This is a genomic window from Ewingella sp. S1.OA.A_B6, assembly GCF_049889095.1.
In the GTDB taxonomy this organism is placed as follows: Bacteria; Pseudomonadota; Gammaproteobacteria; order Enterobacterales; family Enterobacteriaceae; genus Ewingella.
In genome coordinates, this window is sequence record NZ_JBLJFK010000004.1 from 270446 (window position 1) to 289790 (window position 19345).

The 19345-nt window shown below is 51.5% G+C and carries 12 protein-coding genes; 11 read left to right on the forward strand and 1 reads right to left on the reverse strand.

Annotated features, from left to right (window positions below; all coding sequences use genetic code 11):
- The 11 genes from ACMV8I_RS12340 to ACMV8I_RS12390 all read left to right on the forward strand — a co-directional run bounded on the left by ACMV8I_RS12340 (position 1) and on the right by ACMV8I_RS12390 (position 18754).
- A complete protein-coding gene (locus tag ACMV8I_RS12340) occupies positions 1–1659 on the forward strand; it encodes a ShlB/FhaC/HecB family hemolysin secretion/activation protein (protein ID WP_498865502.1) in 1659 nt (552 codons plus the stop codon).
- Between the two features lie 1093 nt (positions 1660–2752).
- Positions 2753–4396, forward strand: a complete 1644-nt coding sequence (locus tag ACMV8I_RS12345; RefSeq protein WP_498865521.1) for a ShlB/FhaC/HecB family hemolysin secretion/activation protein — start codon at positions 2753–2755, stop codon at positions 4394–4396.
- Between the two features lie 9 nt (positions 4397–4405).
- Entirely contained in the window at positions 4406–4951 is a 546-nt protein-coding gene (locus ACMV8I_RS12350; protein ID WP_498865503.1) for a toxin-activating lysine-acyltransferase, read from the forward strand.
- An 80-nt stretch (positions 4952–5031) separates the two neighbouring features.
- A complete protein-coding gene (locus tag ACMV8I_RS12355) occupies positions 5032–5607 on the forward strand; it encodes an Ail/Lom family outer membrane beta-barrel protein (protein ID WP_498865504.1) in 576 nt (191 codons plus the stop codon).
- Positions 5608–5751: 144 nt separating this feature from the next.
- Positions 5752–14898, forward strand: a complete 9147-nt coding sequence (locus ACMV8I_RS12360; protein WP_498865505.1) for a hemagglutinin repeat-containing protein — start codon at positions 5752–5754, stop codon at positions 14896–14898.
- The gene (locus tag ACMV8I_RS12365; RefSeq protein WP_497233898.1) at positions 14895–15137 is read left to right on the forward strand and encodes a hypothetical protein; all 243 of its coding nucleotides are present in this window, start codon (positions 14895–14897) and stop codon (positions 15135–15137) included. Before ACMV8I_RS12360 ends, ACMV8I_RS12365 begins: the two co-directional genes overlap by 4 nt.
- 163 nt (positions 15138–15300) lie before the next feature.
- A complete protein-coding gene (locus ACMV8I_RS12370; protein ID WP_498865506.1) occupies positions 15301–16272 on the forward strand; it encodes a cytidine deaminase-like fold-containing protein in 972 nt (323 codons plus the stop codon).
- A gap of 2 nt (positions 16273–16274) precedes the next feature.
- Positions 16275–16658, forward strand: coding sequence for a DUF6911 family protein (locus tag ACMV8I_RS12375; protein ID WP_463735664.1), 384 nt, complete (start codon positions 16275–16277; stop codon positions 16656–16658).
- A gap of 37 nt (positions 16659–16695) precedes the next feature.
- Positions 16696–17475, forward strand: coding sequence for a hypothetical protein (locus ACMV8I_RS12380; RefSeq protein ID WP_498865507.1), 780 nt, complete (start codon positions 16696–16698; stop codon positions 17473–17475).
- Positions 17462–17743, forward strand: coding sequence for a hypothetical protein (locus ACMV8I_RS12385; RefSeq protein ID WP_498865508.1), 282 nt, complete (start codon positions 17462–17464; stop codon positions 17741–17743). The genes ACMV8I_RS12380 and ACMV8I_RS12385 overlap by 14 nt, the downstream gene beginning before the upstream one ends.
- A 666-nt stretch (positions 17744–18409) precedes the next feature.
- Positions 18410–18754, forward strand: coding sequence for a hypothetical protein (locus tag ACMV8I_RS12390; protein ID WP_498865509.1), 345 nt, complete (start codon positions 18410–18412; stop codon positions 18752–18754).
- Positions 18755–19185: 431 nt separating this feature from the next.
- On the opposite strand, the gene ACMV8I_RS12395 is transcribed toward ACMV8I_RS12390, so the two are convergent.
- A partial coding sequence (locus tag ACMV8I_RS12395; protein WP_498865522.1) for an integrase core domain-containing protein occupies positions 19186–19345 on the reverse strand: 160 nt, incomplete at its 5' end.

Here is a 19345-nt window from a genome sequence, read left to right on the forward strand (position 1 = left end):
ATGCGTATCCGTCTTACTCCAGTTGCCCTGGCTCTCCTGACGTTAACTGCAGGTGCGGCCAAGGCTGAAATTGTGCCGGACGCTGGTCAATCGATCCGTGAGATCCAAACTAAACCGCCGGCTTTACCGCCGCGCCAGACGCTGGAACTGAACCTTCCCGACACGCCGGACACCAACCCGACGACCCGCGGGCCAACGATGCAGGTCGTGCAATTCAAGTTGAGCGGCAATCAGGCGATCAACAGTGCCGATCTGCTGCCATTGCTGGCTGACCTGCAAAATCGCACGGTCAGCTTTGGTCAGTTGCAGGCAGCGGCTGGGCGTATCACCCTATTTTATCGACAGAAAGGTTACCCGCTGGCGCGGGCTTATTTGCCAGCCCAGGACGTGGAAAATGGCGTCGTCACCATCGCCATCCTCGAAGGTCATTTTGGCGAAGTGAAGCTTAATAACGCTTCGCGCATCAGCGACGGCACGTTGGCTGCGCCGCTCCACGCGCTGAAAAACGGTGGAGCGGTGCGCGCGGGCACCCTGGAACGCAGTCTGTTGTTGCTTCAGGAAATCCCCGGCGTCGAAGTCCAGTCCACGCTGAAACCCGGCACAGCCGTTGGTGCCAGCGACCTGGTGGTCGATGCCCACTCGGCGCCGATGGTTTCGGGTCAAGTCGATCTGGACAACTATGGTAACCGCTTCACCGGTGAATACCGTCTGGGCAGTACGCTGAACCTCGCCAGCCCGTTAGGCATTGGTGATCAGGCCAGCATGCGGATCATGGGCTCTGATGAAGATCAGCATTACTTCCGGGCAGCATATCAGTTGCCGATCGGTCCGTGGGCGACGCAAGTCGGTGTCGCTTACTCGTACATGAATTATCAGTTAGCCAGGAACTTTAACAATCTTGATGCCTCGGGTAACGCGAAGATTGCCAGCGTGTTTATGCAGCAGCCATTGATTCGCCTCCGGGATTTCAGCCTGACTGCGCAACTGCAATTCGATGACAAACGCTTAAAAGATGACATCGATCTTTACGACTATAAAAGTAACAAACACTCGCGTGTCGTGACCGCCAGCCTCAACGGCAACGCCCGCGACAATTTTTTGGGCGGCGGTTCAAATGCATTCTCGTTGGCCTGGAGCCAAGGCAGCCTGACGCTGGATAATCCGCAAGACAAAGTGCTGGATGATCTAACTGCCAAGACTCGCGGCACCTTTCAGAAGATCAATTCTAGCGTCGTGCGCCTACAGCGCCTGACGGATAGGCTCAGTTTTTATGGTCAGATCCAAGGCCAATGGGCTGACGGCAACCTTGATTCCTCTGAAAAAATCAGCCTCGGCGGCGCGTATGGCGTGCGGGCTTATCCAGAAGGCGAAGCACAGGGCGACCAGGGGTATGTGGCCAACGCCGAACTGCGTTACGCACTGACCGAGATCGTGCAGTTGTTCACCTTCGTCGACCATGGCGAAGTGCGGCTTAACAAAAACACGTGGGTTGACGGCGAAAATCATCGCAGCCTTTCTGCTACGGGTGTGGGCTCGACATTGTCTGCCGGCAACTGGCATTTGATGGCGGTCGCGGCATGGAAGCTGGGTAATGCCGATGCACAAAGCGACGTGGATCGCACGCCTCGGGTGTGGGCGCAGGTTAGCCGCTCGTTTTGACTGTGTACCATCAAGTGCATTCCAACACATGTACCAACAGAGAGTACTTGATGTAGGTTGATGTCCGTAGAATCAGATTGAGCCATGACGCGCTAAAAGCAGCTAATCTACTGAATTTTAGGCATAAAAAAAGACCTCAGTTGAGGTCTATTTACTTACTAATGGTGCGAAGGCCGAACTCGCCAATCAACCAACTGATTTCAATATGATTTATTATTAACACTTAGATCTTGTACCCGCACTTGTACCCACAAACGAAAATCCGTACAAAAATCAGACACTACCAACGGGTACAAAGCCATCTCAGTACAACACCGTTATGGCTATCCGTGCACACAGCTATATCGATGTCATTGCTGAAATAATTCGCCTGGCGGAGCTGAAGTCTAATAAAGCGGTTCGTTTATTTCTGTATCGTCATGCGCTCAGGGAGACCAGGCATTTTTTGGGTTGTACCGAAATCATGCGTATGACCAGTCTGGGTTGAAAGTGGCGTTCAGGCACAGGATATCTAAGGTCAGTCTGGCTCGCAGGGTAAACAGTATCAACGATGGTTTTTTCCTGTTGAAATTAACTATTACGCTTCTTTAATTGGCCGACTCGTGGTCCCCCCGATCGGAAGGAGACCCCACATCTGATTAGGTTGCAAACTAAGATGTAGAGCAAAAATTTGATAATGGATCGCAAACTCGAACTCTTTTTTTGCATTTCATTCCTGAACATAACTCATTCCGGTAGAAATTCTCCGCTCTCATGGCGGACCCTTTTCATAATCCTCAGCGCTCACATCATCAGGGATCAGTGTGGTGCCCGGTATCCGCACGAAGGGGGAAATGGTCGACCAATCTCAATTCTAAAATTTTTATATAGTCCCTGGCCATTTCATTGAAATTTTGTACGGAAAGTGTAAATTTATGAAAGTAAGTAAGACATAAAACGGATGTTTTTGCGTTCCATACATAAGGATATGTAGTGATTTACCATGCTAATCTAGCGTCTAGCGCGTTTCCGCCCATGTTTTGCCCTGCTGGCATTATGGTCATTGCCTTTGTTTGCCGCCCCGGAGGTTCCGCCCCCGCTGATTAACTCAGCGGTGCCAAATATTGCGGGGAATAACCCTGAACGAGCCCTGAACGCCGGTGACCGGCAGCTTATTCACCAGCAAGAACAGCAGCGTGCGCTTGAGCAGCAGCTAAACCCGCAAAAACCCGATGTTCGACTCTCCCCGCCATCAAGCAGTTTCGGCCGCACCACTTTTCCTACTGAGACACCGTGTTTTGCTATTTCGCAGGTGACGCTGACGGGCATGGATCCGTTGCCACACTGGCTGCCATTACAGCATCTCGCGAATCAAGCAGCAGGCAAATGTCTGGGTGGAAAAGGCATTAACTTGCTGATGAGCACATTGCAAAACCGATTGATTGATCACGGCTACATCACCACCCGCGTGCTGGCCCCGCAGCAGGATCTCAACAGTGGCGAACTTAAACTGGTTGTGGTGCCGGGTAATGTCCGGCAGGTAAAACTGACGCCGGACAGCGGTCACTACATCAGGCTATATAGCGCGTTTCCCGCCCATGAAGGCAAGCTGTTAGATCTGCGCGACATCGAACAGGGGCTGGAGAATTTACAGCGGTTGCCAACAGTGCAGGCCAACATGGAAATCTTGCCCGGCAGCCAACCGGGGGAAAGTGGTATTGCCTTGCACTGGCAACAGCAACGCATGTGGCGGGTTGGCGCTTCACTGGATGATTCTGGTACCCGCAGCACCGGGCGCTATCAGGGGGGCCTGACGCTGTCACTGGATAATCCCTTCTCGCTCAGCGACTTGTTCTATCTCTCCGGCAGCAGCAGCCTGGACAGTAAAGACGGAAAAGGCTCGGATAATATCACCGGCCACTATTCCGTACCGGTCGGTTACTGGATGTTTGGCATGACAGCCAACAGCTATAACTATCACCAGACGGTGGCCGGTCTAAACAGTGATTACCGCTACAGCGGCAAAAGCAACAACGTCAATTTCCAGGTAAGCCGCGTTCTGCATCGTAACGGCAGTCAGAAAACCACTCTGAGTTACGATGTGCTGGCCCGCGAGTCGAAAAACTACATCGATGATACGGAAGTCGAGGTACAGCGTCGCCGCACCTCGGCATGGCGCGTGGGTCTGCAGCATCGCCACTATATTGCTCAGGCCACGTTGGATGCGGGCATCAGTTACCAGCGCGGTACCCGCTGGTTCGGTGCGATGCCTGCGCCTGAAGAAAATTTTGGCGATGCCACGGCACTGAGCAAAATCGTACAAATTTCGTCTCAGCTCGATATCCCATTCACGCTGGCTAATCAAAAATTCCATTACAACGTGCAATACCAGCGGCAGTTCAGTAATACACCACTGACGCCGCAGGATCAGTTTGCTATTGGCAACCGCTGGACGGTGCGCGGTTTTGATGGCGAACGCACGCTGAATGCCGACCGCGGCTGGTTCGTGCGCAATGATATCGCCTGGGCCACGCCGGTTCTTGCGCAGGAACTTTATCTGGGCGTTGACTACGGTGAAGTTGGCGGCAATGGCACGCAATATCTGGTGGGTAACCACCTGGCCGGGGGCGCTATCGGTATTCGCGGTTCAGCATTTAAAACAGGCTATGACCTGTTTGCCGCCGTGCCATTCTCCAAACCTGATGGTTTCAAAACCGATCCGGTTTCACTTGGTTTTAACCTCAACTGGCAATACTGAGAGGCGGGGATGCAAATAGGGCCCTATGACGTTCATTCACCCATGATCATTGGTGGGGAAATGAGCGAAGCTGAAGCTTTCGGTGCTGCCGTTTGGTTATGGATGCACTCACCACAGCATCGCGATTTACCCCTTCATGCGCTGCCGACGGTGCTTCTGCCCATTATTAAAAGGCAGCAGTATGCCTTAGTCAGCCGCGACACGAAGCCGCTGTTTTTCCTCAGTTGGATGTGGCTGGACGATATTGCCGAGCGGCGATATCTGACACAACCGGCGATCAGGGTGCAGGACCGTGACTGGGCCAGCGGCGAACGAATGTGGATCCGCGACTGGATCGCCCCTTTTGGCGAGACGATGGCCATGCGTCGCCTGGTGGTGAATGCCCTTTTCCCCGAGCGCTGCTTCCGGGCGCTCTATCACCGAGGGGCTGAAAAAGGCCAGCGAGTCATCAATTTCAAAGGCGACCGTGTCAGCCATCAACAGGCCATTGCCTGGCGTATGGGCAATCCATTATCTGTTTCTCTTCCTGAATATCCAACGGATAAATACGGATAAATAAGGGCACTTTACTTCCTGGCCTGAGCCGGGAATTTTATGAAACTACTATTAACCATCAGAAATAAAAGGATTTGTTTATGAAAGCATTATTGATGACCTCTGCGATTGCAGCCTTTCTCGGCTTGAGTACCCTGACACATGCAAGTCAGCAAACGGTCACTTTGGGCTATGCGCACAGTAAAATTCAAGATGTTAACAACCTTAACGGGGTGAACATCAAATACCGTTATGAGTGGGATTCACCGCTGAGCGTTATCGGTTCATTCACGTATATGAGCGGCAATGATGATTATTCTTATCAGCTGACCAAAGATATTATCAAGAACAAGGTGGACATTAAGTATTACTCCCTGTCTGTAGGTCCCGCTTACCGGTTTAATTCCTATATCAGCCTCTATGGCCTGCTCGGACTCAATTATAACAAAGTCGATTACACCTCTTCCTGGACCAATTATGAGTCAGGAAGTTACCGTTATATGGGCGATCAAAACGGTAGTCAGTCCAAGACATCCTTTATGTATGGTGCTGGTGTGCAGATTAACCCGATTGAGAATGTTGCTGTCGATATTGGTTACGAAGGTTCCAGCATCGACGATGGCAATAAATCTCATGCCATTAACGGGTTCAATATCGGCGTGGGCTACCGTTTCTAACCTGACACATCCCGGTTAATACCGGGATGTTGAGTTTCATTTTCTTATTCCCTGAAAAGGTTGCAGTGCTGCATCGGCTCCGGGGAAGAAGAAAACAAAACTTCATAACGCTGCAAAACTTTATTTTTTAGCAAGGACGCTGTCATGAATAAGAATCTCTACCGTATTGTTTTCAACAAAGCGCGTGGCCTGTTGATGGTCGTGGCGGATATTGCCGGTTCAGGCCGGGCAGGCGCGTCGTCGTCTTCATCCGGGACAGGTCATACCCTCAGCCAGCTGATTGGTAAAGTTCATGGCGTGAGTTTTGCCGTGCTGCTTGCGCTGGGGGCTGTCCAGCCGGTGCAGGCGGGAATCGTCGCTGATGGCAGTGCGCCGGGCGGCCAGCAACCCACCATTATTAACAGCGCCAACGGCACCCCGCAGGTCAATATCCAGACCCCCAGCGCGGCCGGTGTGTCACGCAATGTCTACAGCCAGTTCGATGTGGATAAAAAAGGCGTGGTGCTCAATAACTCACACGCCAACGCCCAAACGCAAATTGCCGGAATGGTTAACGGCAACCCGTGGCTGGCAAAGGGCGAAGCGAAGGTCATTCTCAATGAAGTGAATGCACGCGACCCCAGCCAACTGAACGGCTTTATTGAAGTCGCCGGGCGAAAGGCGCAGGTGGTGATTGCCAACCCCTCGGGCATTACCTGTAACGGCTGCGGCTTTATTAACGCGAACCGCGCCACGCTGACCACCGGTCAGGTGCAGATGAGTAATGGTCAGCTGACGGGATACAACGTTGACCGGGGCGAAATTGTTATTCAGGGCAATGGGCTCGACAGCAGCCAGCAGGACAGCACCGACCTGATTTCCCGCGCCGTTAAAGTGAACGCCGGTATCTGGGCGAAGGAACTGAACGTGACGACCGGGCGTAATCAGGTCGATGCAACGTACCAGCGCATTGATAAAAAAGCGGATGACGGCAGCGTCCGCCCACAACTGGCCGTTGACGTTTCGCAGCTTGGCGGCATGTATGCCAACAAAATTCGCCTGATGGGGACGGAATCCGGCGTCGGTGTACATAACGCCGGGGCGCTGGGCGCGTCGGCCGGTGATGTGGTGGTCAATGCCGACGGCACGCTGACCAACAGCGGCGCAATTAATGCGTCGCAAAATATCCAACTGGCCGCATCGTCGACGGTGGATAACCAGGGGAAAGTTTATGCGGCAAACAATACGAATATCACGACTCAGGCAAGCCTCATTAACACCGGCATTATTGCCGCAGGTACTGACACCCGCATTGCAGCTGCCGGTATTAACAGCGGCGCGCAAAGCATACTCGCGGCCGGTATCACAGGCGACGGTAAGCTGACATCTGCAGGGAATTTAACGCTGACCAGCCGTGGTGAATTAAAGGCAGGCGGGCAAAATATGGCCGGTGGTCAGCTGAACGCCAGTGCCACGTCCGTTGATCTCAGCGGCAGCCAGACCTATGGCGACACGATTACGTTGCAGGCCAGCACCGGTGATATCAGCACAGCAAACGCCAATCTTTCCGCCACGCATCAGCTGACAGCCAGCACAGAAAGAATGCTCAATAACGACGGTGGCAAGATCGCCGCCGATCAGCTTAACCTGACAGCGAACCGCCTTTCGAACCAGAAAGGCACGGTGCAGCAGCTGGGGCAACAGGACCTGCAGCTCTCTCATGCCGGGGGGATTAACAACCGTGAAGGCACACTCGCCAGTAACAGCAAAAATCTGACCTTAACCAGCGCCACGCTGGATAACCAGCAGGGAACAATTTTGCATGCCGGAGACGGCCAGCTTACGGTGAATACCGGCCAGATGGATGGCGCACAGGGCACGTTGGTCAGCAACGGTGCATTAGGCCTGAACGGTTCGGCACTGAACCTTGATAATGCGGTGACGCAGGCAGCAGGAATTACGCTGAATGCCGATACGGTTTCACACCACTCAGGTCAGATGACGCAAAGCGGCAGCGGGCCGATGAATCTGAACGTCACCGGCCTGTTCGATAACCAGAATGGTGCTGTCACCTCAAAAGGCACATTGTCGCTTAACGCCGCGCAGCTGAATAACCAGCAAGGGCGGCTGATTGCATCTGACCAAAATAACCTGCAACTGACGCTCGACGGTACACTCAACAACAGCGCAGGCATTATTGCCGCCGGTGGGGGTTTAACCTCACTGAGCGGCGCGGTTGATAACAGCGGCGGCCTTATCCAGTCAGGGGATGAGTTAAATCTCAATAGCCGGGGAGCAGCCGTACTCAATGCCGACAGCGGTGCTCAGGGCGGCATCATCAGCGCGGGCAGCATGCGGCTTGCGACGGGTGACATTGATAACCACAACGGGCAAATTGCGGCGCAATCGCTGACGGCTACCACCGGCAATGTGAATAATCAGGCGGGAAAATGGCTGGCCGATAAGGCTATTTCCCTGAGCAGCGGCGCGCTGAACAATCAGGGGGGCTTACTGCAGTCCGGCGAAGCATTAACGCTGAATACCCACGGCCAGCGCATCGATAACACCTCATCGGGGCAAATTGTCGCCACGGGGGCGTTGTCGGCTGACAGCGGCGCATTTGAAAATCAAAGCGGCAAAGTTGTGGCTGGCGGCGATACCTCGCTGCAAACGTCGTTGCTCAATAATAATGGCGGTCAGATCTCCGCTCTGGGCGATCTTTCACTGACCAACCGCGGCCTGCAAAACAACGACGGCGGGCTTATTCAGAGCGCTAAAAATCTGCTGATAGATACGCAGGGGGCAACCCTGAGTAACAACCGCAGCGGCAGCACGGGCGGCATCACCAGCCAGGGCAATCTGACCGTAAAAGCCGGTGCGCTGGACAACCAGCAAGGCGCGATGATTGGCAACGGGCAAATGACCCTCAATGCGGAGAATGTAAATAATCAGCAGGGGCAGATTATGGCGCTGGGCGATATCGTTGCCATGAGCCACGCGCTGGACAATCAATGGGGCACATTACAGTCCGGGCAAAACGTCCAGTGGAATACGCAGGGTTTTGCCTTGGATAATCGGGACGGCACGCTGAGTGCACAAAATCGGGTGTCACTGGATACTGCTAATTTCAACAATCAGCATGGGTTACTGGCATCCGGCGGTGCAATGTCACTCACCACTGCCGCTTTCGATAACAGCCAGCAGGGGCAAGTTGCCAGCAAAGGTGCGCTGAGTCTTACGGCGGGCGACATTAATAACCAGCAGGGACAAATCCAGTCACTGGGGGATATGGTCCTCAGCGCGGCGCAATCGGTGATTGATAACGGTGCAGGCCTCATTCACGGTGCAGCCAATGTCACCCTCAACGCAGTACAAGTGCTCAATCAAAATACCCGCGCCGCCGGTCTGGGGATCCAGGGCAACACGCTGACTCTCAATGGCACCGATCTGGACAACAGCAACGGGCAAATGCTGGCCGATGACGGCCTTAATCTGAACCTCGGCGGCGTACTCAATAACAGCACCGGCCTGCTCAGTTCGCAAAACAATCTGGACGCACAGGCTCAGCAAATTATTAACAGCGCCGGGGATATTGAGGCGGGCAAACTTATCAGCCTGTCCGGCGACGCAATGACCGGAGACGGTAAACTCTTATCGCTGGGCGACCTGACGCTCAATCTGGCGCAAGACTTCCTCAACACCGGCAGCCTCCAGGCCAATAACAATCTGAGCCTGACGACACAAGGCGATCTGACCAACCAGTCATTGATCCAGGCTGGCAGCGCCCTCACCTTGTCGGCAAATAACATCTTCAATGGCGCGGCGGCGGAAATCAACGCAGGCACCACGCAGGTGAATGCGGCGCAGACGGTCACCAACTACGGGCTTATTGACGGTTTTTACACCCGCATCAACGGACAGACCGTCAGTAATATCGGCAGCGGGCGCATCTACGGTGACGCGCTGGCCATTGGCACCGGCACGCTGAACAATCTGGCGGAGAATGGGCAGGCAGCGACTATTGCGGCACGGCAGCGGCTGGATATCGGCGCGACTACCATCAATAACCGCGATCATGCACTGATCTACAGCGACGGTCTGATGGCCGTCGGCGGCGCACTCAATGGTGACTATCAGGCCACAGGTCAGGCCACGACGCTGAACAACCACAGCGCGACCCTCGAATCTGCGGGGGATATGGCGCTGAACATTGCCAGCATCAACAATATCAATGACCACTTCTCACTGGAGAATGTACTGGTTTCTCAGGAAGACATTTCTGAGTATGAGGTCTCGCGTCTGAAAAATGGCGTGCGCTATAACGACAAAGATTACACCATCTACATCTATCAGGATGAGGTTAATATTCTTTGTATTGAAGGCGTTATCTGTCACACCACCGACGGTGACCGCTTCACCCACTACGCCTACACCCGCACCATCACGGAAGACCGGGTCAAAGAAACAGACCCGGCGAAGATCATTGCGGGTGGCAACCTCAGCATCAATGCCAATGATGTACTCAACGACAAAAGCCAGATTGTGGCCGGCGGCGCACTGGCACTTCAGGGAACCACCGTCAATAATGTGGAGGTTGAAGCAAACCGGCAGACAAACGATGTGGGTAAAGCGATTTTCTATTCCCGTCATCAAAGCAAAGGCGGCGACTCTTCAAACGTTGATACCAGAGATTATGTACCGCCGACGGTGATCCAGGCCATCACCCTTAAACCCAGCACGGTGCAGGAATATACTCAGGGGCAAGGCAGTGGGTTGAGCATTACGGATCACCAGAACGGTGATATTAACGGCAATATTCAACGCGCAGACAGCCTGAATATTCTGCCCAATTCGGGGCCCAATGCAGGCAGTTTAATCACGGTCATGCCAGGCGCGGTTACCCTGCCCGCTGGTAAAACATTCGAAGTGAAAACTGGGGGTTCGGAAAGCGTTGTTCGCGCCATCGGGCCAAACACCCGCCTGCCGGATAACAGCCTGTTCCGCACGCATCCGGAAAGTACCAGTCCCTATCTGGTCGAAACCGATCCGCGCTTTACTGACCAGAAAAAATGGCTGGGCTCCGACTACATGATGGATGCCTTTACCCGCAATACTGACAATGTGCTTAAACGTCTGGGCGACGGGTATTACGAGCAGCGACTTATCCGCGAACAGGTCATTGCCCTGACGGGACAGCGCTATCTTAATGGCGCGCAGAGTGATGAAGAACAGTACAAAGCGTTGATGAATGAAGGCATCGCTTTTGGTCAAAAATATAACCTGACGTTGGGCGTGGCGCTGACCGCCGAACAGATGAGTCATATGACCGGCGACATGGTCTGGATGGTTGCTCAGACCCTCCGGCTTGCCGATGGTAGTACACAGCAGGTGCTTGTTCCGCAGGTGTACGCCATGGTTCAGGCGGGCGATGTGGATGGCAGCGGCGCACTGCTGGCCGGTAAAAATGTCAGTCTGAACCTGAGCGGCGATCTGACCAACAGCGGCCAGATCACCGGACAGCAAAACACTCAAATCCTGGCGGACAATATCAATAACCTGGGCGGGCTTATCCAGGGGAATGATGTCGCCGTGCAGGCGCGCACGGACATCAACAACGTGGGCGGCATGCTCTCAGGCAACGATAGTCTGTCCGTTCTTGCCGGTCGTGATATTAACGCCCTCACCACCACGCGCAGCGCAGAGAGTGCGGGTGGCGACTTTGCCCGCAACACCATTGACCGCGTGGCCGGTTTCTACGTTCAGCAGCCGGATGGCTCCCTCGCGTTGCAGGCCGGTCGCGATGTCAACCTGACGGGTGCGCAGGTTATCAATAGCGGCGATGGCGGTACGACGTCCATTGTGGCAGCCCGTGATCTTAATCTAAACACGGTGACCACCGGCAGCACGGATAACCTCAACTGGGGAGATAACTGGCTGCACCAGTCCACCAGCAAGCAAGTTGGCAGTCAGGTGATTGGCGCGGGTGATGTACAAATGGTCGCCGGACATAATGTGAATGTGACGGCAGGTAATATCTCCGCCGGCCAGCAGCTCAGCGTGGCCGCAGGCAATGACATCAGCATTCAGCACGGCACCGATACTGAGACCTTCGATCAGCATTATAAAGCCACGGGCAGCAGCAGCCTGGGTTCCAAAACCACCACCGAAGTGCGGGACAGCTTCAATAACCAGACCGCCAGCGGCAGCCAGCTGAGCGGAGACAGCGTAAACGTGAAGGCCGGGCATGACCTGACCGTCACAGGCAGCAACGTGGTCGGTACGCAGGATGTCAGCCTTGCCGCAGGCAATGACCTGAGCATTCTCGCTGCTACCACTGCGCAGCAAGAATCACACCTCTACAGCGAGAAAAAATCGGGCCTTTCCGGCACCGGTGGCATTGGCGTGAGCATAGGAACCAACAGCCTGAAAACCACCGACGATGGCAAAACCCTGAGCAGCACGGGCAGCACCGTCGGCAGTACACAGGGCAATGTTAACCTGACGGCCGGTAACGGCCTGACCGTGAAAGGTTCAGACGTGCTGGCAGGAAAAGACCTGAACCTGATCGGTAAAGGCGTGAACATTCTGGCGGCAGATAACCAGAGTTCGCAGACGCATACGTTGGAACAAAAACAGAGCGGCCTGACCCTCGCCCTGTCCGGTACGGTGGGCAGCGCAATTAATACGGCTGTGTCGAGCGCCAACGATGCCAGTACGGAAAGCAGCGGTCGTCTGGCCGCCCTGCAGGGAATGAAATCGGCACTCAGCGGCGTGCAGGCCGCGCAGGCGGCGTCTCTGGCGGAAGCGGGCGGCAGTGAAGGCAGCATGATAGGCGTCAACCTTTCGTACGGCAGCCAGTCTTCAAAATCAACGCAGACCAGCACGCAGAATCAGAGCCAGGGCAGCACACTGACGGCGGGCAATAACCTTAACATTCACGCGACCGGAACCGATATTAACGTTCAGGGCAGCCAGCTGCAGGCAGGGAAAGATGTGGACCTGAGTGCTGTGCGGGACGTGAATCTTTTCTCCGGGCTGAACAGCCAGACGCTTGAAGGCAAAAATGAAAGCCACGGCGCGTCAGTGGGCGTGGGCATTAACTTCGGTCAGGGGGCGAATGGATTATCCCTGAACGCCAGCGCCAATAAAGGCAAAGGCTCCGAGAGCGGCAACGGCACCAGTCATAATGAAACCACCGTCAATGCCGGGAATAACCTGACCATCAGCAGCGGTCGCGACACGACGCTGACCGGTGCGCAGGCCAATGGCGAAAAAGTCACGCTGGACGTGGGCCGTAACCTGACCCTGACCAGCGAGCAGGACAGCGACAAGTACGACTCAAAACAGCAGAATGCCAGCGCAGGCGGCAGTGTGAGCATGAGCGGCGGCAGCGGTTCGCTTAACCTGAGCCGGGACAAAATGCACAGCACTTACGAGAGTGTGCAGGAGCAAACGGGTATCTTTGCCGGTAAGGGCGGCTTTGATATCACCGTCGGTGAGCATACGCAGCTTAACGGTGCGGTTATCGGCTCAACGGCGGACAGCAACCTGAACAAACTCGACACCGGTACGTTAGGGTTCAGCGATATCAAAAACAGCGCTGAATATGAAGTCGAACATCAAAGCGTTGGGATTAGCTCGGGTGGAAACATCGGCGGGCAGTTCGTGGGGAATATGGCCAACGGCCTGCTGGTGGGCGTTAACGGCAGCGGAAGCGATAGTTCCACGACCAAAGCCGCAGTGTCTGATGGCACGATAACAATCCGCGATAAGGACAATCAGAAGCAAGACGTGGGTGAGCTGAGCCGCGACGTCGAGCACGCCAACCAGACCCTCTCCCCTATTTTTGATAAAGAGAAGGAGCAGAGCCGGCTGAAAGAGGCGCAGCTGATTGGGGAAATTGGCAGCCAGACAATAGATATTGCCAGGACGCAGGGGCAGATAATCGCGACGAAAGCCGCAAATGAGAAAATGAAGGATGTCTCACCGGACCAACTAAAAACGGCGGAAGCAGAGTGGCGGAAAGCAAATCCGGGCAAAGAGCCCACCACCGACGATATCAGCAGTCAGGCTTACCAGAATTTCTATAATCAGGCCTTCACCGACAGCGGATTCGGAACGGGCGGTAAGGTTCAGCAGGCGCTCCAGGCGGCTACCGCTGCGGTGCAGGGTCTGGCGGGTGGTGATATCGCCAGGGCGGCGGCGGGAGGAGCGGCACCTTATATTGCGAACATTATCGGCAGCAGCGGCCTTGACGATGCAGGTAAAGTTCTGGCACATGCCGCGGTGAATGCGGCGCTGGCAGCGGCACAGGGAAATAACGCGCTGGTGGGTGCTGCGGGGGCCGCGACGGCAGAAATGATGGGGATGATAGCGCTTAATGCTTACGGCAAACCGGTGAGCGAGCTGTCTGAGACCGAGAAGCAAACGGTGAGTGCGTTGGCCACATTAGCAGCGGGCCTTGCAGGTGGTCTGACGGGAGACAGCACTGCTGATGCGGTTACAGGTGCGCAGTCGGGTAAGACGACGGTGGAGAATAACTTCCTTAGCGAAGGAAGACCAAAAGCGTATACCGAAAAGTTGAAATCCTGTGATGGAAATACCGATTGTGAACAAGGTGTTAGGAAGTATTTAGCCAAAGAATCGGCTGATAATATCCAGAAGCTGAAATCTTGCTGGGATGCGGGGGACAGTGCGTGTGTGACGCAAATGCGGGCGACGATTGACCTGAATGAAGCGGCTTATACAGAGCTACGGGTACAGGATAATATGGTTGGCCGGGCCTATGAAGACTCAGCAAAATGGTATGCTGATATCATTGATAACTGCGCCGGGAAGTGTGGTTGGTTGGAAGCGTCACTGTTGAAGACGGGTGCGGACGGATTATCAAATGCCGCCTATGGTGCGCTGGGTGTGGGAAGTTTACCGAAACCAGGCCAGACAGTAACGCCGGAAGTTCCGACGACTGGAGCGAAAGGGACTATTCCTAGTAGCCCGGCAGAAAGTGCATTTAATGGTGCAAGGCTGAATATGCAATTAAGTGCTGAACAAGCCGCAGGGGCTAAAGCACCAACAAAGATCACTAGCTATTCACAACATGCATTAGATCAAGTTGCTGGTCGAGATGGAGGCATAGGGGTAAGTCAATCAGCGCTGAATAGTGCTTGGTCAAATCCTTTGAAGATTGAATATGTTCCATCAAAATATGGTCCTACATTCCGATATACAGGAAATGATGCAGTTATTGTTATCAATGCCGAAGGTAAAGTCGTTACTGGCTGGGCGAAATCATCATCGGGGACAGCAAAATGAGTAATATTTTAACTCTACGTCATCAACAAATAATCGCCACTTTATGCGGTTCAGATCATTCAATGATTGCATCGAAAATAATGAATAATTTGCTCACACCGAATGAGATCGAAGATCTATGTGGCTTGATCTCAAATGAATTTATGCTAAATGGCATAACTGAAGACTTTGAACCAAGTGAGTATGGTAAAGAGCTTGAGACGCTTTTGGATATAGTGAATAGGAAGAGATTAAAATAACTGCCCCCCCAGCTTACAAAAATCTGGAGGGGTTATTTATAAGTCAGTCGGTTGAGTTGAGAATAATTTCCTTAGTCCACACAAAGCTGAAACGCTGAATAAAGCGATCGAAGACCAGAAAACCGGTAAGAACCTGGTAGAAGCTTCGCAGACGATCGTGAGGTTGACCAATGAAGACCGTGCCAGCAATCTTTTGTTGGATAAATACCAGCAAGGTCAGCCACTAAGTGACGAGCAAAAGCAAGAACTAGCCGGTTTACTCAACCAATATGGTCTTGAATTACAGACAATGTACGGATATTCACCGCAAAAGGCTGCTGAGGCTATAAAAGTACTTGTTAGTGGAGGAGCGTTTATGGCGTCTACGAATAATGTACAGGCCTATAATGAAGCTGTTCGTTATCTGCAAGGGTACAGTATTCAGTCTGGTCAGGCTGCTATTGGCACTGACGCTTTACTGGCTTTACCAGGAGGCCCGGGTGCAATTGCTCGTGGAGCATTAGCCGTAGGTGGGGCTTATCAGACGGGAACGGGCATTGGTCAGGTCATTGACGGCAAGTACGGAGAAGGTGCACTTAATCTCGGGCTGGGTACTGCGGCAATCTTTGGTGGTGTAGCTGGGAATAGCGTTATATCGAAAGGAGAGACAGGTATTGTTTCTCCAAATAAAGGTACTGGGTGGGCAGAGAATTCTCAACCTCTTGATCCCAGAACACCTTCTGCAAATCCTAAAGTGACGGCAGAGTTGACTGACCCTCAAACAGGTACAGTCTTTGCTGATACGAACCAAGGCGGTAGGCCTGACTTTTTCCTTGGTGATGCAAGTCGACCAACACTTATTAACGGCAGGATTGTAGCAAAAATTGAAAGTGAAGGTAGAACCTTCCCAAATGGAAATATGGCGACAGCTCATGCAGAAATTGGGGTTATTCAGCAAGCTTTTGAACAAGGTATCACGAAAGGCCGTGATATGACATTAACCGTATCATTAGAGCCTGTATGTGGTTTTTGCAAAGGTGATATTGCCGCAATGGCAGATAAAGCGGGTTTGAAATCTTTAACAATAGTTGAAGAAAAAACCAATACGATCCTATATTGGCAGCCTGGTATGAAATCCATCAAGGAGAAAAAATAGAAATGAACTTATCCCTAAAATGGACTCTTAATAGTCAAGGCGGGAAAAAAAAATCTCCTTCATGGGAAGAGGTTAAGGAATGCCTAAGTAAACTAAAAGGTAATGCTGGAACTCTGACTCTTGATATCCTTGATGGCGGGAATATAGGACCTGATATGCTTCAGGTAAGAGCACAGAACGACAATTATATACTAACTCTTGGTGAAGAAACTGACGATGACTATAAGGTCCGTTTTTACTGGGATTCATCTCTACCGAATGAGCAAATATTGCTTTTAGGTGATTATTGGCCTGAGCGACAAATAATAAAAGACTTTGATCTTGTTGTCAGAATATTTAAAGAGTTTTTCGACACTGGCAATGTATCAGTAGATATTTTGAACTGAGATCAGAACCCTGGTTTACTGGCTGGGTTTCCTAAACGTGGAGAATAATGCGCTGAGCGACATTTTCGAAAACAAAGCCTCGGGAATGTCGCAAGAAGAGAAGTACGACAAAGCGCAAAAATCTCTTGTAAAAGCCGTGGAGGAATTTCAAGCGAAGAACTGCGCCGGGCTGAGTGCTGAAGCCTGTGGAGCAATAATAGATGCAAATCGTGATGAGTTGCTGAAAGGTTTTGCGATTGCTGGCTTAGATTTTGTGCCAGTGGTGGGTACTATGAAAAGTGCAGCGGAGGCACAGTCAGCACTGGATTATCTCAACGTGGCCGCTTCCCTGATACCGGGAGAGCGTGTTGCAGCAGGTGTACTGAAAGCGGCAGAGAAAGCACTGGCTAAAGGAGATGTTGCTGAAGAATCGAAGTTGATCAACAAAGCCAGCGATGAGATAAAAGTAAAATGGGTTGATGAAAATGCAAGCATGAGCCCTAGGGCAAGGGATTATAATGATTCGGCATCGGAAGCTCATTCCAATATTGAAACACAGAAAGGGCAGGCTCCGAGCATTGACCGTATTGATGCCAACGGGAAAAGCAAACCTGTTCGGTTTGATGGTATAGATGGAAATGTAATGATAGATAGAAAAATATCTGTTGTTACAACTCAGAAAGCCAAAAATCAAGCATTACGGCAATCTGATATTTTGAAAAATAATGTAATGACTGGTCGCTGGGAAGTAAGAAGTCAAACACAGGCCAATCGAGCACAAAAGATGTTTGATGATTTAGGAATCAGAAACATAGAGGTGAAAGTTGTCAAAGAATAGCAGTGTTAAACTAGTACAAATCATAGCTAATCTTGCTATATTTTTAGAGTTCACAGATGAGGGGCAACTCGATCCAGATTTAGCGGTAGAAATGATGGAACAAATGGCCTCAGAGTTGCAATCATTAAATGATGACGATAGGAATAATATTACGAAGATCTTCCAAGATATATCAAGAGAATATACTGGAGATAAATGCGAATTCATTAAAAAACTGCCCGAGTCTTTTGGCTTAATCCAAACAGAAATCCCGCCCTTGTTGGCGTGACATTACTTTATATCAGTAAATTACTCTTCAGTTATTAACCGGATGATCAACAGCCCCGGTTGTGTAATAACCTCAAGTTTCTGTACCGTGGTAAAACCGAGCTGCCCGAGTCAGCGGTCTTTGAGGATGATCTGCAGATATCTGTTAAGCCATTGTGCGGTTACCAGGACTTGTTCACTGTGCTGAAGATTGCTGGAGTAACCTTCAAAGACGGTAAAGAAGTTCCTTAAGGTACTAAAGGCAGCGTCCGCCCTGACTGGTGTCATTGAAATATCTGTAGCGTTGAAGTAAAAAATTATAATATCGAGAAAAAATCAAAGTGGTTTGATCAATAATGTGTCGAAGCAGGCTGTTGAACGACAGAAGAATCTGCCAGAGGGAATGCGGCAGGATATTGTGATCGACATTCGTGGTCAAAATATTTCAGCTACGGAAAGAGTAAAAATAGTTAAAGGTATCGTCGATAAATCAAACGGTGCAATTGCTCCATCCTCTATCAGGTTTAAAACAGAATGAGAAATGTTGGAATCCATGCAGCGATGACATTGACCGAAATTGGTCCTGTGTCTGATGTGAAAGCTTTTTTGATCTTGTTGTCTTCTTACTAGAAGACGGTGTAAGAGGAGGCAAATATTTTTTGTATCAGATAAACTTTATAAAAGATCGTTGGATTACTATGACCTTTACAAGGTTAAAGACGAATTAAACTCTATTAAAACTGAGTTTTCGAGCATTCATTCAATTAGTATCAACTGGTTATTAGTTGGGATTGATGATGAAAGCACTCGGTTAGATTTTTCAAATAAATACTTGCCTGAGATATTTCAACACTTATTTAAAGCCTTTAATGAGGGGCTGGAATGCACAAAGGCTTACTATCAAAGTTTTAAGGAATATATACCTGTAAGAATCGGATTCACAGATGCACCTTACTACATTGATGATATTAATAGACCGTCAGAACAATATGACGTATTAGGGCCAGAGGATCTTCCTTTTTGGTTACGTTAAAAGTAAATATCTTGCCAGATCTTGTAAGGGGGCGTTTGGAAAGCGGGAAATATGGTCACTTCCGATCCTATAAATCATTTTGTGACCTGCTCCCAGTTAGTTTTTGAAATTGCGCGTGATGACCCAGTGAAGCCAAAAGTTGGTTGCGCGGCGGCCAGTAGCGCGAAGACGTGTTCATTTTGTTGCGTGTGTATCTGGGATGTGGCTATGACACCAGCCTGGAAATAAAACCGGTGTACTTACAATGGGATTAAGGGAAGATAATCTGGATGAAATGCCTGAGAAGGTGACGATGAAGTGATCCCTTCCCAATATCGGTGCCAGGATAAATCAGAGATCCGGGCCTGTTGATCCCTTCCCAATATCGGTGCCAGGATAAATCAGAGATCCGGGCCTGTTTGATCCCTTCCCAATATCGGTGCCAGGATAAATCAGAGATCCGGGCCTGTTTGCAGGCTTCGGATAAATTCTGCCGGAGTCTGGTTATTTAACGAGGAATGTGGCCGGTACTGGTTATATTCCTGCCGCCAGTGCTCGATCTTCTCCTGAGCATCTTCCAGTGACAGGAACCAGTGCACGTTCAGACATTCA

Excerpts from the sequence above, each read along its gene's own strand:
- ACMV8I_RS12375 (WP_463735664.1), top strand. The coding sequence starts at position 16,275 with ATGAACTTATCCCTAAAATGGACTCTTAATAGTCAAGGCGGGAAAAAA.
- ACMV8I_RS12355 (WP_498865504.1), top strand. The coding sequence starts at position 5,032 with ATGAAAGCATTATTGATGACCTCTGCGATTGCAGCCTTTCTCGGCTTG.
- ACMV8I_RS12360 (WP_498865505.1), top strand. The coding sequence starts at position 5,752 with ATGAATAAGAATCTCTACCGTATTGTTTTCAACAAAGCGCGTGGCCTG.
- ACMV8I_RS12340 (WP_498865502.1), top strand. The coding sequence starts at position 1 with ATGCGTATCCGTCTTACTCCAGTTGCCCTGGCTCTCCTGACGTTAACT.
- ACMV8I_RS12350 (WP_498865503.1), top strand. The coding sequence starts at position 4,406 with ATGCAAATAGGGCCCTATGACGTTCATTCACCCATGATCATTGGTGGG.
- ACMV8I_RS12365 (WP_497233898.1), top strand. The coding sequence starts at position 14,895 with ATGAGTAATATTTTAACTCTACGTCATCAACAAATAATCGCCACTTTA.